Annotated in this window: 33 protein-coding genes; 20 read left to right on the forward strand and 13 right to left on the reverse strand. The window is 44.5% G+C overall.

All coding sequences use genetic code 11. The features are described 5' to 3' along the window. Positions 1–57: 57 nt before the first annotated feature. The 8 genes from R8O11_RS02665 to R8O11_RS02700 all read left to right on the forward strand — a co-directional run bounded on the left by R8O11_RS02665 (position 58) and on the right by R8O11_RS02700 (position 7,947). On the forward strand, positions 58–1,575 hold the full coding sequence (locus tag R8O11_RS02665; protein WP_318193893.1) for a fumarate hydratase: 1,518 nt from the start codon (positions 58–60) through the stop codon (positions 1,573–1,575). 174 nt (positions 1,576–1,749) lie between these two features. Next, positions 1,750–1,935, forward strand: a complete 186-nt coding sequence (locus tag R8O11_RS02670) for a hypothetical protein (protein WP_005376906.1) — start codon at positions 1,750–1,752, stop codon at positions 1,933–1,935. Between the two features lie 256 nt (positions 1,936–2,191). After that, positions 2,192–3,568, forward strand: a complete 1,377-nt coding sequence (locus tag R8O11_RS02675) for a YcjX family protein (protein WP_318131913.1) — start codon at positions 2,192–2,194, stop codon at positions 3,566–3,568. Further along, entirely contained in the window at positions 3,565–4,605 is a 1,041-nt protein-coding gene (locus tag R8O11_RS02680; protein WP_005388274.1) for a YcjF family protein, read from the forward strand. Before R8O11_RS02675 ends, R8O11_RS02680 begins: the two co-directional genes overlap by 4 nt. A 100-nt stretch (positions 4,606–4,705) precedes the next feature. Continuing rightward, on the forward strand, positions 4,706–6,250 hold the full coding sequence (tyrR, locus tag R8O11_RS02685; protein WP_047103197.1) for a transcriptional regulator TyrR: 1,545 nt from the start codon (positions 4,706–4,708) through the stop codon (positions 6,248–6,250). Between the two features lie 36 nt (positions 6,251–6,286). Beyond that, a complete protein-coding gene (gene rimJ, locus R8O11_RS02690) occupies positions 6,287–6,871 on the forward strand; it encodes a ribosomal protein S5-alanine N-acetyltransferase (protein WP_025767303.1) in 585 nt (194 codons plus the stop codon). Between the two features lies 1 nt (position 6,872). Beyond that, positions 6,873–7,460: an HD domain-containing protein gene (locus R8O11_RS02695; RefSeq protein ID WP_005376917.1), complete on the forward strand. Its 588-nt coding sequence runs from the start codon at positions 6,873–6,875 to the stop codon at positions 7,458–7,460. A gap of 13 nt (positions 7,461–7,473) precedes the next feature. Then, positions 7,474–7,947 (forward strand): DUF2947 domain-containing protein, encoded by a 474-nt coding sequence (locus R8O11_RS02700; protein WP_017636094.1) that lies wholly within the window; start codon positions 7,474–7,476, stop codon positions 7,945–7,947. Between the two features lie 483 nt (positions 7,948–8,430). Here the strand turns inward: R8O11_RS02700 and R8O11_RS02710 are convergent, their stop codons facing one another. The 11 genes from R8O11_RS02710 to R8O11_RS02760 form a co-directional block, all read right to left on the reverse strand. Then, positions 8,431–9,807 carry a hypothetical protein gene (locus tag R8O11_RS02710; protein ID WP_238778014.1) on the reverse strand — a complete coding sequence of 459 codons (1,377 nt, stop codon included), beginning with the start codon at positions 9,805–9,807 and terminating at the stop codon, positions 8,431–8,433. Between the two features lie 202 nt (positions 9,808–10,009). Continuing rightward, positions 10,010–11,245: a site-specific integrase gene (locus tag R8O11_RS02715; protein ID WP_238778016.1), complete on the reverse strand. Its 1,236-nt coding sequence runs from the start codon at positions 11,243–11,245 to the stop codon at positions 10,010–10,012. After that, positions 11,245–11,475, reverse strand: a complete 231-nt coding sequence (gene xisR, locus R8O11_RS02720; protein ID WP_014232338.1) for an excisionase family protein — start codon at positions 11,473–11,475, stop codon at positions 11,245–11,247. Before xisR ends, R8O11_RS02715 begins: the two co-directional genes overlap by 1 nt. A 104-nt stretch (positions 11,476–11,579) precedes the next feature. Then, on the reverse strand, positions 11,580–11,795 hold the full coding sequence (locus R8O11_RS02725; RefSeq protein ID WP_170890380.1) for a hypothetical protein: 216 nt from the start codon (positions 11,793–11,795) through the stop codon (positions 11,580–11,582). Beyond that, positions 11,788–12,000, reverse strand: a complete 213-nt coding sequence (locus R8O11_RS02730; RefSeq protein WP_208870971.1) for a hypothetical protein — start codon at positions 11,998–12,000, stop codon at positions 11,788–11,790. The genes R8O11_RS02725 and R8O11_RS02730 overlap by 8 nt, the downstream gene beginning before the upstream one ends. Before the next feature lies 1 nt (position 12,001). Further along, positions 12,002–12,379, reverse strand: a complete 378-nt coding sequence (locus R8O11_RS02735) for a hypothetical protein (RefSeq protein WP_318193894.1) — start codon at positions 12,377–12,379, stop codon at positions 12,002–12,004. A gap of 51 nt (positions 12,380–12,430) precedes the next feature. Beyond that, positions 12,431–13,249, reverse strand: coding sequence for a DUF2303 family protein (locus tag R8O11_RS02740; RefSeq protein WP_238778020.1), 819 nt, complete (start codon positions 13,247–13,249; stop codon positions 12,431–12,433). Between the two features lie 40 nt (positions 13,250–13,289). Continuing rightward, positions 13,290–13,682: a hypothetical protein gene (locus R8O11_RS02745; RefSeq protein WP_014232330.1), complete on the reverse strand. Its 393-nt coding sequence runs from the start codon at positions 13,680–13,682 to the stop codon at positions 13,290–13,292. 359 nt (positions 13,683–14,041) lie between these two features. After that, positions 14,042–14,884 carry a DUF3037 domain-containing protein gene (locus R8O11_RS02750; protein ID WP_238778022.1) on the reverse strand — a complete coding sequence of 281 codons (843 nt, stop codon included), beginning with the start codon at positions 14,882–14,884 and terminating at the stop codon, positions 14,042–14,044. After that, complete coding sequence (locus R8O11_RS02755; protein WP_238778024.1) at positions 14,881–15,603, reverse strand: HipA family kinase; 723 nt, start codon at positions 15,601–15,603, stop codon at positions 14,881–14,883. The genes R8O11_RS02750 and R8O11_RS02755 overlap by 4 nt, the downstream gene beginning before the upstream one ends. Before the next feature lie 13 nt (positions 15,604–15,616). Further along, positions 15,617–16,417, reverse strand: coding sequence for a helix-turn-helix transcriptional regulator (locus R8O11_RS02760; RefSeq protein WP_274616322.1), 801 nt, complete (start codon positions 16,415–16,417; stop codon positions 15,617–15,619). A 35-nt stretch (positions 16,418–16,452) separates the two neighbouring features. Between R8O11_RS02760 and R8O11_RS02765 the strand changes: the two genes are divergently transcribed. From R8O11_RS02765 to R8O11_RS02820, 12 genes are all read left to right on the forward strand, one after another. Then, a complete protein-coding gene (locus R8O11_RS02765; protein ID WP_020335501.1) occupies positions 16,453–16,665 on the forward strand; it encodes a hypothetical protein in 213 nt (70 codons plus the stop codon). A 31-nt stretch (positions 16,666–16,696) separates the two neighbouring features. Continuing rightward, complete coding sequence (locus tag R8O11_RS02770) at positions 16,697–17,206, forward strand: phage regulatory CII family protein (RefSeq protein WP_065274648.1); 510 nt, start codon at positions 16,697–16,699, stop codon at positions 17,204–17,206. Continuing rightward, positions 17,203–17,394, forward strand: coding sequence for a hypothetical protein (locus tag R8O11_RS02775; protein ID WP_238778030.1), 192 nt, complete (start codon positions 17,203–17,205; stop codon positions 17,392–17,394). The genes R8O11_RS02770 and R8O11_RS02775 overlap by 4 nt, the downstream gene beginning before the upstream one ends. A 32-nt stretch (positions 17,395–17,426) precedes the next feature. After that, entirely contained in the window at positions 17,427–17,588 is a 162-nt protein-coding gene (locus R8O11_RS02780; RefSeq protein ID WP_238778032.1) for a hypothetical protein, read from the forward strand. Further along, positions 17,575–17,748 (forward strand): hypothetical protein, encoded by a 174-nt coding sequence (locus R8O11_RS02785; protein ID WP_238778039.1) that lies wholly within the window; start codon positions 17,575–17,577, stop codon positions 17,746–17,748. The genes R8O11_RS02780 and R8O11_RS02785 overlap by 14 nt, the downstream gene beginning before the upstream one ends. Beyond that, positions 17,748–17,948, forward strand: a complete 201-nt coding sequence (locus R8O11_RS02790; RefSeq protein ID WP_238778041.1) for a hypothetical protein — start codon at positions 17,748–17,750, stop codon at positions 17,946–17,948. The genes R8O11_RS02785 and R8O11_RS02790 overlap by 1 nt, the downstream gene beginning before the upstream one ends. Continuing rightward, positions 17,945–18,238 carry a hypothetical protein gene (locus R8O11_RS02795; RefSeq protein ID WP_238778043.1) on the forward strand — a complete coding sequence of 98 codons (294 nt, stop codon included), beginning with the start codon at positions 17,945–17,947 and terminating at the stop codon, positions 18,236–18,238. The genes R8O11_RS02790 and R8O11_RS02795 overlap by 4 nt, the downstream gene beginning before the upstream one ends. Then, positions 18,238–19,227 carry a helix-turn-helix domain-containing protein gene (locus R8O11_RS02800; RefSeq protein WP_238778045.1) on the forward strand — a complete coding sequence of 330 codons (990 nt, stop codon included), beginning with the start codon at positions 18,238–18,240 and terminating at the stop codon, positions 19,225–19,227. Before R8O11_RS02795 ends, R8O11_RS02800 begins: the two co-directional genes overlap by 1 nt. A 191-nt stretch (positions 19,228–19,418) precedes the next feature. Continuing rightward, complete coding sequence (locus R8O11_RS02805) at positions 19,419–20,117, forward strand: phage antirepressor KilAC domain-containing protein (protein ID WP_238778047.1); 699 nt, start codon at positions 19,419–19,421, stop codon at positions 20,115–20,117. After that, positions 20,114–20,422: an endonuclease domain-containing protein gene (locus R8O11_RS02810; protein WP_238778055.1), complete on the forward strand. Its 309-nt coding sequence runs from the start codon at positions 20,114–20,116 to the stop codon at positions 20,420–20,422. The genes R8O11_RS02805 and R8O11_RS02810 overlap by 4 nt, the downstream gene beginning before the upstream one ends. Next, positions 20,419–20,724, forward strand: a complete 306-nt coding sequence (locus R8O11_RS02815; RefSeq protein ID WP_014232321.1) for a DUF4406 domain-containing protein — start codon at positions 20,419–20,421, stop codon at positions 20,722–20,724. The genes R8O11_RS02810 and R8O11_RS02815 overlap by 4 nt, the downstream gene beginning before the upstream one ends. 11 nt (positions 20,725–20,735) lie before the next feature. Further along, positions 20,736–21,707, forward strand: a complete 972-nt coding sequence (locus R8O11_RS02820; RefSeq protein ID WP_238778057.1) for a DUF968 domain-containing protein — start codon at positions 20,736–20,738, stop codon at positions 21,705–21,707. A 16-nt stretch (positions 21,708–21,723) separates the two neighbouring features. Here the strand turns inward: R8O11_RS02820 and R8O11_RS02825 are convergent, their stop codons facing one another. Together R8O11_RS02825 and R8O11_RS02830 are read right to left on the reverse strand one after the other, a co-directional pair. Next, positions 21,724–21,972 (reverse strand): hypothetical protein, encoded by a 249-nt coding sequence (locus R8O11_RS02825; RefSeq protein ID WP_238778059.1) that lies wholly within the window; start codon positions 21,970–21,972, stop codon positions 21,724–21,726. 209 nt (positions 21,973–22,181) lie between these two features. Next, positions 22,182–22,787 (reverse strand): type VI secretion system-associated protein TagO, encoded by a 606-nt coding sequence (locus tag R8O11_RS02830; protein WP_065274638.1) that lies wholly within the window; start codon positions 22,785–22,787, stop codon positions 22,182–22,184. Positions 22,788–22,937: the final 150 nt, after the last annotated feature.

Consider the following 22,937-nt stretch of genomic DNA (forward strand, 5'->3'; position numbering starts at 1 on the left):
AACAAACACGATTGAAGCTAAGCCAATAATGGAAGCATAACTATAACGAGGCATGTAATGACGGTAATACGCAAGCAGGATGTGATCAGCAGTGTCGCTGATGCGCTACAGTATATTTCTTACTACCACCCGCTAGACTTTGTTCAAGCTCTTGAAAAAGCCTATCACCGCGAAGAGAGCCAAGCCGCTAAAGACGCGATTGCTCAGATCTTAATTAACTCCCGAATGTCCGCAGAAGGTCACCGTCCAATTTGTCAGGATACTGGTATTGTGACGTGTTTCGTCAACATCGGTATGGGCGTGCAATGGGATTCGACCGACATGACGGTTCAGCAGATGGTAGATGAAGGTGTTCGACAAGCGTACACGAACCCTGATAACCCGTTGCGTGCGTCAGTACTTATGGACCCTGCTGGTAAACGTATTAATACCAAAGACAACACGCCTGCCGTCGTACATATCAACATGGTTCCGGGCGATAAAGTTGAAATTCAGATCGCTGCGAAGGGCGGCGGTAGCGAAAACAAAACTAAGATGGTGATGCTAAACCCATCTGACGATATTGTTGAGTGGGTAGAAAAAACGCTACCAACAATGGGGGCGGGCTGGTGTCCTCCTGGCATGCTTGGCATTGGTATCGGCGGTACGGCTGAAAAAGTAGCGGTATTGGCAAAAGAATCTCTAATGGAACACATCGATATTCAAGAGCTTATTGACCGTGGCCCACAAAACGCAGAAGAAGAGCTTCGTTTGGATATCTTTAATCGCGTGAACAAACTTGGTATCGGCGCGCAAGGCCTCGGCGGTTTGACGACTGTTGTCGACGTCAAAATCAAAACGGCGCCAACGCACGCGGCTTCTAAGCCTGTTTGTTTGATCCCGAACTGTGCGGCGACTCGTCATGTACACTTCACACTTGATGGCAGCGGCCCAGCAGAGCTAACACCACCTAAACTAGAAGATTGGCCAGATATCACTTGGGAAGCGGGCGAAAATACGCGTCGCGTAAACTTAGACACAATTACTAAAGAAGAAGTACAAGAGTGGAAGACAGGCGAAACGGTTCTTCTATCAGGTAAAATTCTGACTGGTCGTGATGCTGCGCATAAACGTATTCAAGGCATGCTAGATAATGGCGAAGGTCTACCTGAAGGCGTAGATCTAAACGGCAAGTTCATTTACTACGTAGGCCCTGTCGATGCAGTTGGTGATGAAGTCGTTGGTCCTGCTGGCCCAACAACATCAACGCGTATGGATAAATTCACCGACATGATGCTAGAAAAGACCGGCATCATGGGCATGATCGGTAAAGCTGAGCGTGGCCCTGCAACGGTTGAATCTATCAAGAATCACAAAGCGGTTTACCTAATGGCTGTCGGTGGCGCTGCGTACTTGGTGGCGAAAGCGATCAAGAAAGCTCGCGTTGTCGCATTTGAAGATTTAGGTATGGAAGCGATTTACGAATTTGAAGTTGAAGATATGCCAGTAACAGTGGCCGTCGACTCAAATGGTGTTAACGCGCACCAAATTGGTCCAGACACTTGGAAAGTGAAAATTCAAGAGATGGAAGCATAAGGCAAAGGGCAATCTTGCTGCGTCTCAGTAGAGAGAATGTGACAAGGTGCTGATTTACCTAGCAAACAATTGACAAAAGTGCAGCGAAACCTGCACTTTTTGTCTATATAATTAAGGATATAAACCTTTAGGCATAGCAATCAAACGTTATGCGAACAATAATTAGGAGACGGCATGCCTCGTTTTATTCAGATTCTACAAATTATTCTTGCTGTAGTGATAGGTGGCTTTGTTGGCTATGACTTGATTCTTCACGGTATCAGCATCTTTGATGAAAAGTACGTGACCATCACATGTGTGTTGTGGCTGATTTTAGAAATCGCTCTATTTGTTATCTATAAGTTGATCGAAGACGACTAGGCTTAAAGAAAGCGGGTTCCTGTTTAACATAGTAATCAGCGCATATAGAGTAACTAATGCTGTAGATTAAGTAAGCCTCTGAACCACTCAGGGGCTTTTCTTTTTTTGATACAGCATTAAGCCGGATGTTTTGTTCATCTTTTATTAAGGTATATAAAGTTAAACTCATAGAATTCGGGATAGAACAGTATTCATAGCTCGAAATTCGAAGTCGCTGACAACGTTGTTTTAAAGTGGAGTAAGATAAAGAAGTGTAATGAAGAGAATAAAGAAAGAAGTTAATGACTTTATCAACAGAGGTATGGACTCTAATGTTCGAATTGCTGTCACCGGACTTTCTCGTGCCGGTAAGACGGCATTCATCACGTCATTAGTGAATCAGCTTCTTCATACTGCAACCCATGACAATTTGCCTCTTTTGACTGCGGCTAGAGATAAGCGCCTTATTGGAGCGAAACGTGAGCCTCAATCGAATATGATGGTGCCACGCTTTGCTTACGATGATGCGATGAGCCAAATTCATGCTACTCCACCTCAGTGGCCAGTACCGACACGTGATGTAAGTGAGATTCGCTTAGCGCTCAAGTACAAACCAAATAAAACCACGAAAAAGCTGTTGAGTAAAACCGCAATTTTAAATGTTGATATTATCGACTATCCAGGAGAGTGGTTGCTCGACCTGCCTTTATTGGACATGGACTTTGCAACGTGGTCGCAAACTCAGTTTGATGCACTTAAAGGCCAGCGTGGCGATTTAGCCAAAGCTTGGCTTTCTGAACTAGAGAAAGTGGACCTCTATGCAGAAGTGAATGAGAAACTACTTGAGAAAGTTGCACACACATACACCGAGTACCTTCATGCCTGTAAAGACGCTGGCCTTCATTGGGTTCAGCCTGGCCGCTTTGTGTTACCTGGTGAGCTAGCAGGCGCGCCGGTGCTACAGTTTTTTCCGTGTCGTGTTGATTCGGAAAGCAAAGCGTCCAAGGGCAGTAACTTAGCGATGTTAGAAGCCCGTTTTCAGGAATACCAACAGAAAGTCGTGAAAGCGTTTTATAAGCATCATTTTGCGACCTTCGATCGCCAGATTGTACTGGTGGATTGTTTGCAGCCTCTCAATGCCGGTGATGAAGCGTTTTACGACATGCGCCAAGCGCTAGAACAGATCATGCATAGCTTCCGCTATGGTCGTAGTAGCTTTTTGCGTCGTTTGTTCTCACCAAAAATCGACAAAGTGTTGTTTGCTGCTACAAAAGCGGATCATATCACGCCCGATCAGCACCCAAATTTGGTGTCTCTGCTCCAACAAATGGTGCATCCAGCATGGCAAACGGCAGCCTACGAGAATATTGAGATGAGCTGCATGAGTATCGCTTCCATCCAAGCAACCACGACGGGGTTTATTTCCTCTGGAGATAAGACCATCCCGGCGTTACAAGGAACAACATTGGGTGGTGAGCCGATGACTATGTTTCCCGGAGAGGTGCCGAAAAAGCTACCAAATGCAGCTTATTGGCAAAACAACGGGTTTGATTTTACGTCGTTTCGTCCGATGCCCTCACCGAATGATGAGCCAGTGAAGCACATACGCTTAGACAAAGCACTGGATTACCTGATTGGAGATAAATTGAAATGAGTGAGTTGAAGCAAAAACAAGTTTTCTCTGAAAAGGTAATGGAAAAAGAGCAGCAATCGAATCAACCGGAGTTGACGGCGCAGCAAACATTCGGCGAAAAAGAAACATTTGTACCTGTTGAAGTTAAAGAAGCGCACCAGGAGACCGAACAGGAATTGCAACTCGAGCATGTCATTCGTCCAAAATCGGGCAGAAAATGGCTCGCGACTGGCGCATTTGCAACTTTTGCTGGTTTGGTTGGCTGGCAAGCGGTGGACTCGGTTATAACCGCAATTCAGGCTTCTGATTGGCTGGCCTTAAGCTGGACGGGGTTTATTGCTGCGATCGCTTCGCTTGGTTTAGGAGCTATGGGTAAAGAGCTTTGGAAACTGCGAAAACTACGAAATCATTTTAGTGTTCAAGAAGAAGCAGAAGCACTTGTTAATAGTGAGAGCGTTGGGAAAGGGAAAGCCTTTTGCGAAACCGTAGCAGAACAAAGTGGTGTGATGGCAGAGAATCCGGGCTTTGATCGTTGGCAGAACAGTATTAACCCTGCTCATAGTGACGCTGAAATTCTTGATATGTATGACTCGATGGTTGTGAGCCAACAAGACAAGTTGGCAACGAAAATCGTATCACAGCACGCAACCGAGTGTGCGGCCCTAGTCGCCGTGAGCCCTCTGGCTGCCGCTGATATGTTGCTGGTGGCTTGGCGAAATTTCAAAATGATCGACAACCTCTCCAAGGTATATGGGGTAGAGCTAGGTTATGCATCTCGCATCAAGTTACTAAGAGCGGTATTTGTCAATATGGCGGCGGCTGGTGCCAGTGAGCTCGCTATTGATGCCAGTATGGATTTGATGTCGATGGATCTTGCTGGCAAAGTTTCTGCTCGTGCGGGGCAGGGACTAGGTGTTGGTATTCTAACGGCACGTTTGGGCTTGAAAGCGATGACCTTATTGCGTCCACTACCCTGGTATCCTGACCGTCAGGTTAAGTTGGGCACCATACGCAAGGCAGTGGCGGCGAAAGTTGCATCAATTACGATGAAACCGTAACGAATATCAACTTTGATGGATAGGATTGCTTGACGCCATTCCAAGCATGATAGAAACTACTGTCAACTTTTCCTGACAGTTGTGAATTGGGATATTTTAAGTGCGTCTTGAAGTCTTATGTGAAGATCGACTCGGCTTGACCCGAGAACTGCTCGATATTTTAGCGTCTAAAAGCATCGACTTGCGTGGTATCGAAATCGATATTAGCGGTATTATCTATTTGAATTGCCCAGATATTGATTTTGATACGTTTAGTGAGCTGATGGCTGAAATCCGCCGTATTCCGGGGGTGAAAGACGTACGTAAAATCCAGTTTATGCCGATGGAGCGCCACAATACGGAGCTGCTCTCGTTAGTTGATAACTTGCCCGATCCGGTTTTTGCCATTGATCTTAAAGGTGCCGTAGACATGGCAAACATGTCTGCACTTTCATTGCTTGGCCTTCACAAGCAAGAAGTGATTGGTACTCAAATCGGTGCTTTGTTACCAAGTGTTCGTTTCTCTCGTTGGTCTGAAGGTGTTAATGGTCGAACGCGGGAAAACCTTGTGATTGATGGCTTGGACTATGTTCTAGAGTTGATGCCCGTTTATATCCGAGACGAAGCGCAAAACTCGACTCTAGCGAGTACTCTAATGACGATTCGCTCTAGTCAGCAAGTTGCCAGAATTGAAGAAGCACTACCGCTGCATAATCCTCTGGGTTTTGAGCACTTTGTTGGTATATCGAACCGTCATAAAGCACTAATGAACCAAGCTAAAAAGCTGTCTGTGCTTGACCAACCATTGTTGATTGAGGGCGAAACGGGGACTGGTAAAGAAATGCTTGCTAAAGCTTGCCACAGCCGTTCTAGCCGCGCGAGCAAGCCATTCCTAGTTTTGAGTTGTGCTTCGATGCCTGACGATGTAGCAGAAACCGAACTTTTTGGTCATGCGCCGGGTTCATTCAATCATGAACAAGGCCACAAAGGCATCTTTGAGCAAGCAAATGGCGGCACGGTATTTCTTGATGAAATCGGTGAAATGAGTTCGCACCTTCAAATCAAGCTGTTACGTTTTCTACAGGATGGTAATTTCCGTCGTGTCGGTGCAGAAGATGAGATGCATGTCGATGTTCGTATCATCGCTTCAACAAAACATAACCTTGCCGAGCTTTCTGAAGCAGGAATGTTCCGTGAAGATTTGTATTATCGTCTCAACGTACTTACGCTCAGCATTCCTCCGTTACGTAAGCGCTCAAACGACGTTGCACCATTGCTTGAGTTGTTTGTGGCGAAACATGCTCAACAGCTTGGGATTGATAAGCCAGAGTTTGATGATGGTCTAGTTGATGCCCTTGCAAATTATCAGTGGCCAGGAAACATGCGCCAGCTGGATAACATGGTTCTTCGAGCGCTCACGGAAATGGATGGTGATATACTAAACGCGGGTCACTTCAATTTACCTCAGCCTCAGTCAGTCGGCGCTGGTAGTGCAACGCTTAACATCGACGGTTCTTTGGATGAGATCATGCGTGATTATGAATCTCAAGTTCTGGAACGTTTGTATCAGTCATTCCCATCAAGCCGTAAGCTTGCTAAGCGCTTAAATGTATCGCATACCTCAATCGCTAATAAACTGCGTGATTACGGTATCCGTAAGAATTAATCGAATTGAACGAAAAGACGGAATTAATCATTTGTAATGGAAGATAACAGCTCATCTATCGCCGTTCATATGTTGGACGGTGACTTGCTTCTTCGTACCGCTGAAATCGGTGACGCAGATATGATTGCCGAATATTTTCAAGCGAACCGAGAATACCTGAAACCGTTTGAACCGAAACGTGAAGAGGCTTTTTTCTCAGTGAACGGTTGGTTGCAAAAGCTTATCAAGCTCAATGAGCTGCATCGAATGGGATTGGGGTATTATTGCCTTTTAGTCAGAGCCTCTTCGGGTGAAATGCTAGGTACGATATCCTTTAGTAGTTTGAGTCGTTTTCCTTTTTATTCTTGTAACGTCGGATATTCTCTCGCTGAAAAAGCGCAAGGGCATGGTTATATGCGTCGTGGATTAACCATGGCTTGCGACTACATGTTTAACGTTCAGAAACTGCATCGTATTCAAGCTGGCTACATGCCTCACAATAAACGCAGTGAATCTGTGCTAGAGCATGTAGGGTTCAACCGAGAAGGGTATGCAAAAGATTACCTTTTGATTAATGGTGAGTGGCAAGACCACGTTCTAACGTCGCTTATTAATCCGAATTGGCAGCAAGAAGGGCGATAGTATGGAACGATTGGAAAAGCAGTTAGCACTTGTAATCGAGCTCGATAAACTCAAAAGCATTTTGCGCCGAACTCGAGTTAAAAGTGCTGAAGGGCGCCTCGAAAATAGTGGTGAGCATAGTTGGCATGTCGCACTGATGGCAATATTGATGGAAGAGCATGCGAATGCACCTGTTGATATTTGCCGAGTGATGAAAATGTTATTGATACATGACGTAGTAGAGATCGACGCGGGCGATACCTTTGTTTATGATACTGCTGCGTCTCAAGAGCAAGCAGAAAAAGAAATTAGAGCTGCAGAGCGCTTGTTTGGTATGTTACCCAGCGATCAGGAGCAAGAGCTATTGGCGCTTTGGCATGAATTTGAAGCCGCGCAGACCGATGATGCTAAGTATGCAAAAGCACTCGATCGGTTAATTCCAATGCTCTTGAACTACCATAATAATGGTCAGAGTTGGAAGGAACATGGTGTCTCACGCGAACAAGCACTTACCATTAATAAACGAATTGAATTTGGCTCTGTTACCTTATGGGACAAAGCGAAAGAGTTGATTGAAGAAGCCACAGAGAAAGGTTGGCTGAAATCGTAATAAAGGAGACTGAATGTCTTATTTGCCTTTGGACGAATACCAAAGAAAATGGATTTTTACGCATCAGTCGATGCCTGTGCCAGAAGAAGATTTGGCTTTTATTAAGCCGATGAGCCAAGCCCGCTCAGCACAATTTTGGAAAGAAAATATCAGTGCTCAAAGCCCTGATATGGATAGACTAAGTTCCCAAGACTGGCCAATGAACGAGGCGAATTGGTCTGAAACTGTGGATTGGATGGCTGCGTGGGAGTCGGATGATCCTGACATGCCAGCGGAAGCTGAGGCACATATCGATTGGCAAGACGATGTAACCGTTTACTTTTGCTACGAGAAGTACAATGTCATCGAAACGAAATGGTCTATTTTTAAAAAGCACTGGAAGAACTTTCTCTTTTATGACGATGGTCCGATACTAATAGGACGTCGCCGTTCGCAAGCACTTTGGTTTGATTCAAAAGGCAATGTGAAACTCGGTGTTCGTCAATAACGAGTTGTAAAGCAAAGCCACCTTTCGAGGTGGCTTTGTTTTTCTAAAGGCTGGATAATGGACTCAACACACCGCCAGCCCCGCGCTCGATAACGTGAGTATAGATTTGCGTGGTATATACACCCACGTTATAAGTGATTGTTTTTATTAGTAGCTATCACGCCCTGACTGAAGTGGGGCGCTGGTGGGACAATTCAGAATTATTCATGGTTATACGGATTAAAGTTCGCGTGTGAAGATTTGAGCATTACTTGTAGCAACTCATTCTCGATCTTACACATCCGCTGGTTAGTCACGACTAGATCGTATTGTTGAACTGCTGGTGTCGTGACTCACAATTGGATATTTTCGCGTTACGAGTTAAAACAACAAGTATTCAACTCGGGTGAGAAATTGTAGGGGAAACGCTATGTCTGTGACCAACCTTAGTGAACCATTACAAAATCATGTGGTACCTTTTTATATAGAGGTACCACCTTTAATCTAAACCTCTCTAGGTATACATGATGTGATATGTCGTATTGGCTGATGTAAGCTGTAATAGTCTCTGTATAAATAACACTCGGTAGCCATAGCCAATAGAAGTCGATTGAAAAAACACATCAATACAACATTATCTCTATATAAACTAATTAAATCACTTGAACCCGTATTATTTCCATGGGCTGCATCATTTCTTCGTTGCCAAGCATTTAATTCTATCTCTCGAACATCCATCCCCAGCGTATAGAAAAAGCGTCTTACAACTTCTTTTTGTGGTGCTTGGTTTATGAAACCAACTTTATCCAATAAAAGCTTTGTTGTATCCACATCCAACGTCAACTCTTTTACAAGTTCTGTGTAGCTGGCAATAAACTTCCTTTTAACACTAGTTTCGCTTATTAATTTTGCCGAAACTTTACCTGCAGACTCTTCATGAGCTTTTTGCAGAGCCTCTATTGCAGCCCCGAAATATACGCCTTTTTTCTCTTCAGGAGCTCTAAATGCATCGAAATAAGAATTTAGCACATGCTTTAAATCAAGGCGTGAATAGCTACGAAATAAACCATCCGTAATCTTCTGAATCTGCTCTCGACTGTTTAAACTAGGTGGTCGATTCAATTTAGGGGCTGCATTCTTCTCGGTAAAAAACTTTCGCATTGTTGTTTCACCTTTAATAGCCACTCCAGTAACAGATAAAACCTCTAGCCTTACTCCTAAAGCAAAAGATAGACATAAACGAATTTTTTCTCTTTCATCACTATCAGGATCCCCCTCAATGCACAACATTCCCTCAAAATCCATAGAACTTTCTTGTAAAAGAGATATCTGCCTACCTTGCAGTTCTATATTTAAGGCATTCCAAGAACTTCTTTTAGACTGTGTTTCTTTTTGAAACTTGAAATTAGTATCTCGAATAATCATTTCCGACCGCTCCGAAGATGAATGCATAGAGATGTTTGGCCAATGTTTAAGCAATTTAGAAGGCATAGTGACAATTTCAACTACTGAGCTTGTAATTTTTCTAGGTTGATACGTATAAGATTTTTCTACAGAAGAAAACAATACTATTATCTTATAGAAGTTATGGCCGGATTCTGAAGTCTCGATACTATAGGACCTAATTCGTGCATTATGAAAAGTATTAACCGAACCATTATGATCTTCTAATATGATTTTATCGGTTATATAACTCACCGATCCCGCTGGTTTATTTTCCATCTCAGGCATGTCATTAGCACAGGCCTCTAAATATGTCCCTTCATCGTAAGATTTTACTATCTCGAACCCAAAAGTGTTTCTAGGGAGAGGTCCAAAATCCTTGACACTTGATATGTGTTTTAGCGTATCAGAAATATCAAAATCGAAAAACTTGCTCATAACTTACTATCTCTATAATATCGACGAAATCACACCATTTCATAATAAGTTACCATATTCATGTTTTATATGAATAGCCACTTTATAGAATTAACTTAAGTAGCCCAATTTATAAAAAATTTGTCCTGGTTCTTGGGCTAGAAAGTTTTGGGGCAGAATCTATTAAGGGTAACCTTTCAGATCAGGTCTGAATTAGTAAACCTTATTTATTTGCTGTCATTACGCCATTTAAGTATTCGATCTGCTCATGCGAGTGTGACTTCATGAATCGGCCGTAAACACGTTCCAACATCATCGTGCTCTTGTGTCCCATCTGTTCTGCGATAAAAGATAGGTTTGCGCCTTTGGTGATCAACCAACAGGCGTAGGTATGTCGAGATTGATATGAGCAGCGATGGCGAATGCCAGCTCGTTTAAGTGCGCGTGACCATAGTCGATTGTATGTTGTCGTCTTGTAGGTTTCACTCGGTGCTTGGCCATTGCGACGTTCTGGAATAAACACGAACCGAACACTTTCCTGGCGAAACGTGTTTGAGCCTTTTACTTCTACAAAAATATCCCTCACAGGGCTAAACATAGTTAGCTCTCTTTGAGATTTAAGGGCGAGTAGAGCGGGCTCAAGCAGGTGAATAGTTCGCTCTGACTTCTTATTCTTCGGTGTTGTGAACTTTCGTTCAATCGTGACGTTGCGAGTAACTTCGATTGTCCCTTTATCAAGATCGACGTCTTCCCAGGCTAACGCACAAAGTTCACCAGTTCGCATGCCAGTGTAAATGGCTAAGGTGAACATATTCCGCTGCTGTAAGTTTGTCGTTGATTCTATTAGCTGGTGGAATTCTTCTAGTTCTAATGGATCCGGCTCACCAGCCCCACCACTCAGCAACTCAACATGCAGAAATGGATTGTCCTCAATAAACTTTGACTTCACCGCTAAGTCAAAGCATCGGCGCAGAAGTTTGATCATATTATTGATCGTTTTTGCGCTTCGTGATGCTCCAGTGCGAGTAGGGGAGTCGACCATTAACTTTTGGCACTTTAGTGCATCCATGATCGTGATGGTGGAAATAGTGCGTTCCTCCCCAACAAACAAGCAGCATGCCCTTGCTGTAGTACTCAATACATAAATTGACTGAGAGGCCATTGTCGTTTGCTTCAATTGAATATAATCATTAAACAACTCGCGAACGGTAAGGTTCTTACCACGCTGTTCTGGCGTCGCAAAGAGTTGTGCTTTCTTTGACGTTGGAAAACGAGATAAGTAATCAAATGTGCCTAATGAAATTTCAGAAAGTATAGAAGCGCGTAGATGTCCCGCTTTTTTGAGATTGCCTTTGGTGACTTCCCAACCTTTGAGTGTCTCCCTACAGCGCATCTCGCGGTAAGTAAAACTAATGCGGATAGACTTACCGCGGATCTCTACACCTTCTGGTGTGTTCATTACGCAACCCTTTCTCTTGCTGAAAACTCATCAATGGCAACACGGTCATACTTAAAACTTTTGCCACCACCACTACTCTTACCGGATGCTTTTTTAAAGTGAACGCCTTCAACCCAACGAAACTGACGATAGTCTTTGATTTCATTGGTGGACATGCCTGTTAAATCCATTAAAAGATCTTCTTTCACCCAACGGCTAGGTTCTAGTTGAATCACCGTAAATGTTCTCATCGGTAAAACCTCCAATAAATAATGAAAACAGAAATCCCGCAATGCCCCCTAACCAAGTGATGGGGCATAGGCGAATTACACAAAATGAACTACTGGCTGAGAAGCTAAAGCAGGTCTACTGATTGCTCGGCAAAATCGGTCATGAACTCAGGTGATAGACTGATATCACTCGGGAACTCTTTACATACTCCATAACCGTTGGCTTCGTTCTCAGGCTTGATGAAAGTTAGTTGGACGACTTCACGACCTTGAATAAAGCTGAAGTAGGGGCCTTTTGCTGTCACCGCGCCCAGTTCGGTTTGGAAAGTTGCATTAGCCATGAGTAAGTTCTCCTTTTACATATTGCAGTGCATGGTTAACACAGCATTGAATGGTGTTTGCTTTGTCGTAAGTGCCGTAGTGGTAGTATTGAATGCCACGTTCGATGGCTTCATCCAGCTGGTGTCCAGAGATGCCTTGTGCTTTGAGCTTGTTGGTTAAGTGACGTTTAACAAAGTGTTCGTTTGGCTTTTTGGTTTCTGACATCTCACGCTCCCCACTGCGGTAATAAAACATTCGGTTTGAACGGATGAGCCTTTTTGACAAAGCGGAAGCCTTCACAATTAGAAGTACCTCTTGTATGCGGCTTCTTGCCTGGAAGGTTGTCTTTCTCGTCCATCATTAGCTCGTAGTAAGGGTGGAGTGATCTTGGCTCAGACTTAATACCTACGCCCTTACCACGCAGGTAGTAGACGGCTTTGCAAATCAGTTGCGACTTAACCCCTAAATCACTACAAATCTGATAGGTCGGGTTTCTGCCTGGATGTTCAAGCAAGTATCTTCCCACCGCTTTTGATCTTCCGCTGCCATTTATAGATTCAATGATGAGTTGGGCTTTTTCGTATTGTTCCTTGGTTAGTGCCATGCTTCCTCCTTTGAAGAAAGTCGGCGGCAACGTTCGTCACCGCCAACGTGATTAGCTGGAGAACGAACCGATAAAGGTATCAATCTCGATTTCGCCTTCTTTAAAGCAGGCTTGAAGCTTGGTTTGGAACTCTTCGCCCATCTCTTCTTCGTGCTGTTCCAGCTTCTTGATGCGTAGAACTAGGATTTCATTACCAATGGTGCTCATACGCATTTCAAAGGTGCGTTCAGCTAAGCCTAGGTACGGAATACAGGTGAACTTGAAGACAGCAGGCATTGGGAATTCTTCTTTAGTACGAACGGCAATGGATTCATACTCAGATTGGTGATGGCTGAAATCATCTACGTTTGATTCACGGCCAGCCTTCGCTTCGAATTTCATGTTACGAATCGCCGCTGAAGCGACAGAGTTTTCGATTAGCTCACCAGTAGTAGAGAACACCTGAACAAATTCGCTATAGTCTTCAACCCATTCAGCCAGTTGTTTTTGGTTGTTCTTTTTCTCATCCATATTGATGAGCGCTTTAAATGCAGCGGTTTGGCGCAACACTAATTTTGCTTGATGCTTGCAGTGACCAGGAACAGTTTGAGTACCAAGGTCAAAGATAGTGACTGAGGCCATTTGGTCTGCGTCAATAAAGCATTGGTTACCTTCGGTTTGGTAATGCTCGTGATAGCGTACGAACTCATCGATGTTAGCGGTACGCATTAAGCCGCGGAATTGATTGCGGTTTGGCATGTACTTCTCTAAGTCATGTAAATCGAATGACTCAGGTAGAGCTGCAACAGGGAAACCTGCCTTTTGTAACTGTTCTAAGAACTGTGGGGCATTCGCTGATTCTTGAATCTGTTGGATTGCTGATTTATCCATTTATCTGTTCTCTCTTTAGAGTGATTGCTGGTGGACTGGGTTAGCCGCGTACTTCGCGAAGCTGACCTTCTTCAATAACGGCTTGGCCGTGAATATCTTCTTTTGGTCGGTCGTAGGTGAGTTTTCCGCCTTTGCCGACATAGGCGATAGAGGTGTACTGAAAGTCCTCACTCTTGGCACCAAAGCCCGTTTTAGGTTCTTTCACTGACATGTTGGCCGTGATTTCTACCATTTCGTTGTTGGTGCCCATTGGTTTGAGCTTTAGGTTCAGCTTTACTTCGCCTTGCTTATCGCTGTAAGAAACAGCGCGTGAAACGTTAGATAGTGCAAGGCCAATAACGTTGGAGATGACACCGCCATCTAGCTCTTGCATCAATTTGGGAAAGTTGGTTGTACGGTCTTCTATGCTTAGGTTGCCTGCTTCTTGGCTCATGATTTGTTCCTCAAGATTGGTTATCCACACCCTAAAACCCTTGCTCTGAAAGGCTTTAGGTTGTGCCCTTAGTAAGGGCATTCCCGTTCCCATCCTTGGATAGTCACTTCCGGTCACCGTTTCACTTTTCGTCGTAAGACAGACATAGGCAGAGACGCTCCGGTGCAGTGGTTATTCGCCCCACCAGCTGCTGGGGTAAGTCGTTGGAATGAACCAAATGTACCATAAGTACATATTAAGTAAAGAACCAAAAGTACATTTATTTGTGTTGGGTACAAAAAAACCGCCCGGAGGCGGTTTGATTGAAGTTGGATAGGTATTTAAATCGTTTTAACTATAGGTGACACCAAGGTCGCAGATTAGCTTAAAGCAAAATCTTTGGAGTTATTAGAAAGATCTGGTTCTGCAAAGTCCAAAATATCATCTGTACTGGCGAATGGGATAACGTGAACACCAATGCCTTTCATCCCTTTTAATACAGTGTTGTAGGCCATTAAAACGTCGTCATTTTTCGAGCGAGGGCCTTCAACAGTGAACAAAAAGTTCTCGGGGCTTATCGCTTGCGCTTTCAGTGCGTGGCCAATACGAGATATCCATTTGTCACCATGATCAGCAATTTCCATCGGTTTAGTATGATTAAACGCCATCGGTTTTATTGCCCGCAGGTCATTACCTATAGTGGTAACAAGTGGCACTTTGATTTTCCCAAAACCTGTATTTAGCGGCTTTTCCCTATATTTCAAGGGTAAGGTATTAAAGCACTCCTTCAGCTCTCGAACCATGCTGTGTTCTCGCTGCTCTTTTGTTACTTTAAGATCGCGCCCTATGTAGGTGTTATATAACTGTTCTAACGCTATTTGAGGATCATTCGTAAGAAGTGCACCTGGCTCGCTAAAGGTCATAACGCCTTCTCGCTGTCGAGTGAACTCCTTCATTATACTATCAGTGTATTGCTGGCCGTTCCCATGAACATAGGTTGTTATGCGTGCAAGTTCTGCTTCCATAAAAGAACGCGCGACTTTGTACAAATTCCCATCGACATCGTCAAAGAAGTTATTGATACGATGGAAAGGAGCGGGAGCTAACTTGGTTAGTACTTTGTGTTCTGTATTGCTCCATAACACTATGCCAACGTTTGCAAATTCTTGGGTTTCTGAAATCGGCATAAAACGAACAATGGCATATTCAACAAATGTTTTCATTCTATGTCCTCCCAAAAATTGTTTGATTTGTATAGTTCAAGTATAGGTCTGATTTCGGCGTTAATCCGTTCAACGGAATAGCCTTCTAGCCATTCTTCATCGATTTCATTAATCGCTTCATCTAGTTTGCTCAACGCTTTAGCGAACATTTGTTCATATCGCTGGCGCTCAATTTCAAAAAGTGACGCCCACTTCTTTTTTTTGGAGCATACATGTAATGCCTTATGCTGTTCAACACAAAATGTGGTGTCAAACGCTAAGTTATGATCTATTACGTAGGGCTCGCCAGTTTGCTGGTGGATGAATAAATTGGGGTTACCTTTTCCCGTTTCTGGAGATTGGTTACGATCCGCATTTCTAACCCAATAGTCAAACATGTAAAGGTCATTAATAAACTGCTGGTCAAGCCTTTCAAGAGTTGTTGGCGTAACATCTTGAATATTTGCAATAAAGCTAGATGCAAAGTTATTTTCGAATAGTTCGCGATTATTTTGAAAAGGTGTGTCTGCCCATGCCATAGAGTAGTTTGGTATTGGCAGGCCAAACTCTGTTCCTAGCGTTGCACAAATCCACTCTTTGACCAATCCCTCTCTATTTGCTCGTCGTCCTTTTACAACAAACTGTTGATCTTGGTCGTCTTTACACAAGTATGGGCTGGTAAAACCTTGTTTCATCTCCCGTATCACTTGAGCAATACAGATTTCTGGCTGCTTTGCCATCAGCTTATATTCCTTACAACATTACCGAATACCAAAAGACTCTGCCGAGTACGACTATATCGGTGGCTTCTTCCTGGGAGTAACGTTCTTCTGGGTGTTCTTCTGAGTTATAGCTTCGTACTCTTAAGCCACCACCTGGTGTTTTGTACAAGAGTTTTACGCGAAGTTCACCACAGTGATTAATGGCGTACATTTTTCCGTCCACTACCCCAGTGCTAGAAGTATCAATCCCGACAGTTGAACCGTCCGGTAATACGGGCTCCATACTATTGCCCGTCGCTTTTACGCATACCGCACACTCTGGCGGAACGTTGTAGCGGCGTAACGTCGATTTGGCAAAACGCAGTTTAAGACCGGTATGTTCACGTTCGACTACTTCACCACTGCCAGCTGAAAGGCGAATATCTGCAAAAAACGGCACTTCTACCTCATCATCTGAAAGTGGGGTTTTACGATCCCATGCGTCAATTTCTCCTAAAATTTCCGCATTGGCTTCCGTTGGTTGTTGAGGTTCGTTGGGGTTGGAACCGCTGTGTTGTTTTCCGTACTGCAGCCAGAACAGATCAACTTTGAGGAGGTTCGCTAATTCTTCCATTTTATTTTGGCGCGGCATTGACTCTGCGTTAAGCCATTTGCTTACAGCTTTTGGCGTCACTTTAAGTGCCTTAGCTAAAATAACGCCCCTTCCATGATCTTCTATCCCAGCTTTTGTACAGGCCTGTGCAAGCCTTTGGGCGAAGTTTGAACGCACATTTTCACTATGAACCATAGGTTCAATAGTAAAACTTCTTGATTGTACTTTCAGTTCCGTCATAATATGTACTTATAGTTCATTGTAAGGGCGAAATTATGCTAAAACAGGTTATTACTCAGATAGGTGTACCAAAAGTAGCGCTAGCTTGCTGCGTTAGTAATAGAGCTGTTTATAAATGGTGTGAGAGAGGTGTACTTCCTAGAACGGATTTCACTGGTGAAACCAATTACGCCTCGATCATTTCGGAATTATCTCAAGTGACAGAAACCCCCGTCACTAAAGAAGAACTTCTCAACATTCCACGATAGAACAATCTACAGATTGCCAAGGAGGTACTCCATGACCCACACACAAGGCAGGGGGAAATTCCCTCGCTTCTATGAAGGCGTTATTCGTTTTAAGAAACACCACAGCCTACGCGCTATTGCGTTAAGGCTTGGTTACTCAGAAGTGGATTACAGCAACCGACTAAAAAAACGCTTTAACACCAATCAACCGGAATCGAAGTTGTTTGTTGATGATGTTATCGCGTTCACCAAAGAGTCTGGCGACTACAGCATGATCGACGGCTTATGCAAAGAGGTAGGGCTGTGCACACCTATGCCGTTTAACTACAACTCCCAGGCAAATCTCAATACCGAGTTTTTGGTTGCTACCAAGGCACTTGGTGAGATGGCCGAGCAACTTAACGTAAACAAGCTTTCTGCCAATGGGGTTAGCCGTTTGTCTTCATCCATTCACACGCTGGTGGCTTCGGCAATGACGATTGGTTACGCCGCAGAAAGTCGCTTTGGTGGGATCAGCATGGCCATGATGTTTGGCGATATGTCTTCGGGAGTTTTGTCATGAATGTGATGGAAACGCTCAACACCATAGAGCAGTTGGTAGAGATCTATCGCAGTTCTATTGCGCTGGAGCAGAACGCCGCGGTTAAGAAGCAACTGGAAAAGGAAGCACTCAAGGCGATTAACACAAAGAGCCAGAGATATTTAGCACATCTAGAAATGGAAAAGCCCCAACAAGCGGCAACTTGTTAGGGCCGTGAATCAACAAGCAAAGGTGAGATTCAATGGAAAGAGTAACACAACAGCGTGATCGCGCAAAGATTAAGGCCGTCTTAGTTTTTGATAACTACGTCTATTTTTTGGCGACTAAGCAAGGTGATTGGAAGTGGGTAAGCAAGCGAACTGTAAGCCGAATGAGACAGGAGCAGGGCTATGGAATTAAGTGAGCGTTTAAAGCAGGTTGATAACCTCCGTCGCGCTGCGATGGGAGACGCCAAGTTTAAGGCGAGTGCCAAGCAGCATGAGTCGGCATTAAAACCAAAGCAGCGAGTTCCGGCAAAGAGTAAGCCACGCAGTTCGTTTGCAGACTGGGCAGGGGGTAAGTGATGTCTTTTTCTGCTGCGTATTTTGACTTATCCGGTCAGCAGCTCAGCAGTGGAGAGTTCTCACTGCTGACCAAATCAATCGATACGGCTATTGAAGATGCTATCGCATTAAGTGGTTTTGATGTGGTTTCGTCATCCACCTCGTTTGCTGTGTTGGGTCAAGGTAATAAACGTTTGGTAGTAGGGAGAGTGGAAGCATGAATTTGTCGGGGTTTGATAAAAAATGCGCACTCGACCGCATTAAGCAATTAGATGTGAAGCCGTTCCTGACCAGTGACGAGCAACAGGACTACCAAAACAGAATTGAAATTGTTGAAGACTACGACAGGCAGTTTCGAAAAAACTGGAAGTCGGAGCGTCGCGATTGGATAAAAGCTCAGCTACGCAAAGGATACTTAACAACTGAGCAATCTGAAGAAAAACTTTCACAGCTTGATAGTGACGCTGATTTGATTCTCGGAAAGCCAATATACCCATGGGGGATCGCATAATGTCAGTCAAAGTAATGAGCTACGTTTGGGACATTCCGAGTTTTAAAGGTTCTGATAAGTTGGTGATGCTTTGCCTAGCTGACCATGCGGACGATAGCGGCCTTTGCTGGCCGTCTATCGATACCATTGCTCGTAAATCTGGTGTTTCACCTACCACCGTTAAATCGACGCTTAAGAAACTGGAAAAGGGTGGTTGGCTATTCAAAAAGAACCAATTCAAAAAGGCGGATACGGGTCGCTTAGTCCGTTCGAATAACCAGTACCAATTGCCTGTGATGCTGCTGAAAAAGAAAGCAGATGAACAGACGGATTTTGAACAGTCGAATTTCGTCTGTTCAAAAGTCGAACGTTCGAAACTCGAACAGACGAAACAACCAGAGGGGGTAGGTCAAATTCCGGCTGGGGGTAGGTCGGAATCCGGCTATAAACCACCAATAGATCCACCAATAGAACCATCAAGTAAAGATCTTGCTCCGAGCGAACCGCTCGAAGCCAGCGAGCCTCCGGTTATTTGTCTGCCTACCAATCGCAAAGATCAATTCTACGAAGTCAGCACCACTCAGGTGATGGAATGGAAACAGACCTACCCAGCAGTGAATGTGCTTGAGCAGCTGCGCAAAATGAAAGTTTGGGGTGATGCGAATCCACGTAAGCGCAAGACCTTAGGTGGCATGGTTCGATTCATCACCGCATGGCTAGGCCGTGAGCAAGACAAGGGGCGTTACTTGCCGCCAGAGCAGAACCCGCAGCAAACCAAATCCGATGGTGACGAGCTTAAGGCTCAGGTTCGCCAGATTGAGATGGACATCGACAGCGAGAACCAACATCTCGTTCGAGTGATGAGCCATGGCGGTACTGAGCAGGCGATTCAAGCCAGTAAGAACAAAATCAAACGTCTCTCGGACGAACGCAGGGAATTGTTAAATCAACTAGCGGAGGTGAATTCAGATGGTGGAGAAGTTAGTTGGGGTGATGGTTTCGCGGCCTAAAGTTTGGGCGCCTGGAGAGCTTTGCAAGGAGTTAGGGGTTTCCTCGTTGGAGTTAACTCAGCTGATCGCCAAGGCTCGCAAGCAGGGTGTGGAAATTAATCGGATGTCGGACACAAGAACCGGCAACACAAACAAGATTTGGATTAGGGCCTAGGGTTCTTGAGCAAATACTGGTGAGCGGAGGGAGTTGAATGCTAAGTATCAGTACCCAAACAGAGATGACAATGAGCAGTCGAGAGATTGCGGTATTCGTTGGAACTACGCATGACAGTGTACTAAGAACATGTCGTGAATTAATTCACAGGGGTGTCGTTTTCGGAACGGAGACCCAGTACCAGCACGAACAAAACAAACAATGGTACCCAGAGTTTCATTTTAACTATCGCAACACGATGGTTCTTGTTTCTGGATACAGCGTTGAGATTCGAGCAAAGATCATTGATCGCTGGCAAGAGCTAGAAAAACAAACTCAGCCTCAAGTTCCGCAATCATTTGCTGAAGCACTTCAGTTAGCGGCTAACCAAGCCAAGGAACTGGAAGAAAAGAACCAGGCATTAGCAATTGCGGCACCAAAAGCCGAGTTTGCCGATGCGATTGCTGGAGCAGATAAAGGGGTGAAGCTTGGTCAGTTTGCAAAAGCAGTAGGTTTAGGGCCTGTCACTATTTTCCGTGTACTACGAGAGTTAAAGATCCTCATGAGCCGTGGAGACTCTTACAACCTACCGTATCAAGACTATGTCGAGCGTGGCTACTTTACGGTGAAGCAGGGCACTTACGAAACTAACTCCCAAACACGTATCAGTCACACAGCATTGATCACCGGAAAGGGTGAAATCTGGCTACGTAAAAAGCTTCTTGAAACAGGTCATTTAAAGGCGGTGGCAGCGTGAGCGCATTAGAGAAAACGCTTCTTTTCCAAATCAAGGCGATGGGGTTAGCACTGCCAGAGAAGGAGTACCGGTTTCATGAGACACGGCGCTGGCGTTTTGATTTTGCTTACCCAGAGCAGCAGCTGGCGGTGGAAGTGGAAGGCGGTACCTGGGCGGGAGGTCGTCACACTCGCGGCAGTGGCTATGAGAAAGATTGCGAGAAATACAACGCAGCAGCATTAAGAGGTTGGTCAGTACTTCGATTCACCGGAAGTATGATTAAGAGCGGAAAAGCAGTAGAGACATTAAAGGAAGCATTATCGTGAAGAAGGTTTACATTGCAGGCCCAATGACGGGATTACCAGAGTTTAACAAGCCAGCGTTCTTTGCGATGGAAGATGAGTTGAAACGCCGTGGGTGTATTGTTATGAACCCCGCTATTCTGCCGGATGGTTTTGAGTGGGAAGAGTACATGCACATTTGTATTCCAATGTTGGCCTGCTGCGATACGGTGGTATTTTTGGATGGTTGGCAACTTTCGAAAGGGGCTCGTTTGGAATATGACAAAGCGGTCGAGATGGGTAAGCAGCTGGTTACCAAGCCGTTGCTTGAGTCCAAAGTCGCTTAAAGGGAGGGAGGATGTTAAAAGTCAGCTTAGATGTGGTCCCGACACTGAATGCCGCACTCATTCCGCTAAGCCCAAACAAAGAGGCCATTCAACGCTTGCTGGTGGACGGTAAGATCGGGTTAGTTTCTCCCAATCAACGTCTGGCTACAAAGACCGCGGGAGGGTTGTCTTCGGATGACCTCTCTTTGGTGGCGTTCTTCGCTCATGAAGATGTGCAACTGCTTATCGGTAGTACGGCTAAGTACGTTGATACGATTTCCGAGTGTCAGCTAAAGGATGAAGGCTACTGCAATCATAACCTGAAGACTCGAGTAACCGGCGAGGGAGCGATTCGTTTGTGTTGGCATCACGACAACATGGCCGATGACAGTCACCAGGCGTTTTCGATAGCTCGAAAGAATACGGTTCGGCATGGTTTGATGGTTATCTCTCGCCAGCTGCATGGTGAAGTAAGGCGCATCACGGATGTTGATTTGTGCTGGTGGGCGGTTCGCAATGACGTGTATGCGTTATTGCCACAGTCTGTTCTCGATCGTCAGTTCAAACGAGAAGAAGGCAGCAAGCGAGTAGGTGTGCTTGGAAACGTGGATACTGATGCTCGGTATGTATTCGAAGGTCAGCGTGAGCAACTACAACGTTTAGCAAAACCAGTTCTGAAATTAGTCATCGATGACGACCCACCAGCCATGTACCTAAGAAAACCAAAGCCAATCCGTTGGGAGAGTGAAAAGTACTTATCGTTCGTGCGTAAGTTACCTTGCCGGGTATGCGGTAAAACTGCAGGTATCGCTCACCACCTAATAGGCCATGGTGAAGGAAAGATGGGCAGCAAAGCCTCGGATATGTTCACCATTCCGCTGTGTCATGATCACCACCAGGAGCTACACCGCAATGTGGCCATCTGGGAAGGTAAACACGGCGATCAGCTCTGGCATGTGAAAGAGACGATTAATAGGGCGCTGATGGTTGGGGCGTTATGCTAGATCTTAGGTGCAACAGTTATGCGTTGTTTTTGCTCACTAAATTCTTAATCTCAATAATGTTTTTGTTGTGCTTGTAAGTGCAGTGATCACCAATAGCTATCGCTAAAACCCAACATATCACTGGACCTATAATTGTTCCTGCACTGAGTACTGCTACTACTAACAGGACTATTCCACCAGCCAAAGAAGAATAAAACAGCCCCAATGGACCGAAAAACAGTGTAAGTAAGAAGGATGTTAGTCTTGATTTTTCGTTTAAATTCATCTCAATAACTCTCTATGGGCCAAATTGAATTGCAATTAATAGAATAGGTGAGTGGTTGATTATAGAGAAGTTATTTTTTTATAAGTTTGGGTGAACTGTGAATTGGCGCTGCACTTATTCAGGGGTTAATAAGTGTTGATATTCTATCACCAAGATAGAGAATGGCTGCTGATGCAGCCAAACTTAAACTGTTCGGTAGCCAAGAAACGTTACCAACTACAAGTTTTACGCAAAGGAATTAGTGCGTTAGATAAACCCGCAGTATCAAAGATCGCGGTTACAGGGCTTTCATTGTAAGGAGTAGTTTGTGCTATCAGAGTATCTGCTTTTTCCATACTTTTTAGGAAAGAAATTGGTTTTCTATGGAATGTTGCTTGACTGTCGGTAGACAGACTCCACTTTGAAGTTACCGCTTTGTTAGAACCAATGCGCGTAAGTACCGATGCATCTCTACCTAAGTAATCGTTCCAACCAATATACACATCTGTTTTATTGCTTTTGCAACGAGCGATAAAATACACTTTTTTATTCCATTTGCTTTTACCTGATGAGGCATCTAAAACTAATGTAACCGTTTTGGAGTCGTCTATAGGGTTTACTTCTTCAGAGACCATCCACTTTCCAGTGTCTGTTGGCTTAGAACCTGTAGGCTGTGGCTTATCAAGCTTATGCTTATTTGCAAGGGAGTCATAGCAATCCAGACGAGCTAACTCACCTTCTACCGCAGCACAAGAAGCTATTTCTTTTTCCAACTCAGCAGAGAGTACGCTTGTGGGTAGGAGCAATGAAGCCCCCAGCAACACTACTTTTTTCATAATTGTTTCTCGATTATTGAACGACAACTGACGCCTAACACTTATTTGCAGTCTTTAATACAAAAATCATGCAGGTGCTAATTTTAATATATAAATTTATATCAGCGTCTTAGGCTACATTTTTTGAAGCGAGATTGCATAGTTTAGGTC

Source organism: Vibrio sp. 1288, from assembly GCF_033344475.1.

Bases quoted from the DNA above. Each gene is read 5' to 3' on its own strand.
- R8O11_RS02665 (WP_318193893.1), top strand. From the start codon at position 58: ATGACGGTAATACGCAAGCAGGATGTGATCAGCAGTGTCGCTGATGCG.
- R8O11_RS02670 (WP_005376906.1), top strand. From the start codon at position 1,750: ATGCCTCGTTTTATTCAGATTCTACAAATTATTCTTGCTGTAGTGATA.
- R8O11_RS02675 (WP_318131913.1), top strand. From the start codon at position 2,192: ATGAAGAGAATAAAGAAAGAAGTTAATGACTTTATCAACAGAGGTATG.
- R8O11_RS02680 (WP_005388274.1), top strand. From the start codon at position 3,565: ATGAGTGAGTTGAAGCAAAAACAAGTTTTCTCTGAAAAGGTAATGGAA.
- rimJ (WP_025767303.1), top strand. From the start codon at position 6,287: ATGGAAGATAACAGCTCATCTATCGCCGTTCATATGTTGGACGGTGAC.
- R8O11_RS02695 (WP_005376917.1), top strand. From the start codon at position 6,873: ATGGAACGATTGGAAAAGCAGTTAGCACTTGTAATCGAGCTCGATAAA.
- R8O11_RS02700 (WP_017636094.1), top strand. From the start codon at position 7,474: ATGTCTTATTTGCCTTTGGACGAATACCAAAGAAAATGGATTTTTACG.
- R8O11_RS02710 (WP_238778014.1), bottom strand. From the start codon at position 9,807: ATGAGCAAGTTTTTCGATTTTGATATTTCTGATACGCTAAAACACATA.
- R8O11_RS02715 (WP_238778016.1), bottom strand. From the start codon at position 11,245: ATGAACACACCAGAAGGTGTAGAGATCCGCGGTAAGTCTATCCGCATT.
- xisR (WP_014232338.1), bottom strand. From the start codon at position 11,475: ATGAGAACATTTACGGTGATTCAACTAGAACCTAGCCGTTGGGTGAAA.
- R8O11_RS02725 (WP_170890380.1), bottom strand. From the start codon at position 11,795: ATGGCTAATGCAACTTTCCAAACCGAACTGGGCGCGGTGACAGCAAAA.
- R8O11_RS02730 (WP_208870971.1), bottom strand. From the start codon at position 12,000: ATGTCAGAAACCAAAAAGCCAAACGAACACTTTGTTAAACGTCACTTA.
- R8O11_RS02735 (WP_318193894.1), bottom strand. From the start codon at position 12,379: ATGGCACTAACCAAGGAACAATACGAAAAAGCCCAACTCATCATTGAA.
- R8O11_RS02740 (WP_238778020.1), bottom strand. From the start codon at position 13,249: ATGGATAAATCAGCAATCCAACAGATTCAAGAATCAGCGAATGCCCCA.
- R8O11_RS02745 (WP_014232330.1), bottom strand. From the start codon at position 13,682: ATGAGCCAAGAAGCAGGCAACCTAAGCATAGAAGACCGTACAACCAAC.
- R8O11_RS02750 (WP_238778022.1), bottom strand. From the start codon at position 14,884: ATGAAAACATTTGTTGAATATGCCATTGTTCGTTTTATGCCGATTTCA.
- R8O11_RS02755 (WP_238778024.1), bottom strand. From the start codon at position 15,603: ATGGCAAAGCAGCCAGAAATCTGTATTGCTCAAGTGATACGGGAGATG.
- R8O11_RS02760 (WP_274616322.1), bottom strand. From the start codon at position 16,417: ATGACGGAACTGAAAGTACAATCAAGAAGTTTTACTATTGAACCTATG.
- R8O11_RS02765 (WP_020335501.1), top strand. From the start codon at position 16,453: ATGCTAAAACAGGTTATTACTCAGATAGGTGTACCAAAAGTAGCGCTA.
- R8O11_RS02770 (WP_065274648.1), top strand. From the start codon at position 16,697: ATGACCCACACACAAGGCAGGGGGAAATTCCCTCGCTTCTATGAAGGC.
- R8O11_RS02775 (WP_238778030.1), top strand. From the start codon at position 17,203: ATGAATGTGATGGAAACGCTCAACACCATAGAGCAGTTGGTAGAGATC.
- R8O11_RS02780 (WP_238778032.1), top strand. From the start codon at position 17,427: ATGGAAAGAGTAACACAACAGCGTGATCGCGCAAAGATTAAGGCCGTC.
- R8O11_RS02785 (WP_238778039.1), top strand. From the start codon at position 17,575: ATGGAATTAAGTGAGCGTTTAAAGCAGGTTGATAACCTCCGTCGCGCT.
- R8O11_RS02790 (WP_238778041.1), top strand. From the start codon at position 17,748: ATGTCTTTTTCTGCTGCGTATTTTGACTTATCCGGTCAGCAGCTCAGC.
- R8O11_RS02795 (WP_238778043.1), top strand. From the start codon at position 17,945: ATGAATTTGTCGGGGTTTGATAAAAAATGCGCACTCGACCGCATTAAG.
- R8O11_RS02800 (WP_238778045.1), top strand. From the start codon at position 18,238: ATGTCAGTCAAAGTAATGAGCTACGTTTGGGACATTCCGAGTTTTAAA.
- R8O11_RS02805 (WP_238778047.1), top strand. From the start codon at position 19,419: ATGCTAAGTATCAGTACCCAAACAGAGATGACAATGAGCAGTCGAGAG.
- R8O11_RS02820 (WP_238778057.1), top strand. From the start codon at position 20,736: ATGTTAAAAGTCAGCTTAGATGTGGTCCCGACACTGAATGCCGCACTC.
- R8O11_RS02825 (WP_238778059.1), bottom strand. From the start codon at position 21,972: ATGAATTTAAACGAAAAATCAAGACTAACATCCTTCTTACTTACACTG.
- R8O11_RS02830 (WP_065274638.1), bottom strand. From the start codon at position 22,787: ATGAAAAAAGTAGTGTTGCTGGGGGCTTCATTGCTCCTACCCACAAGC.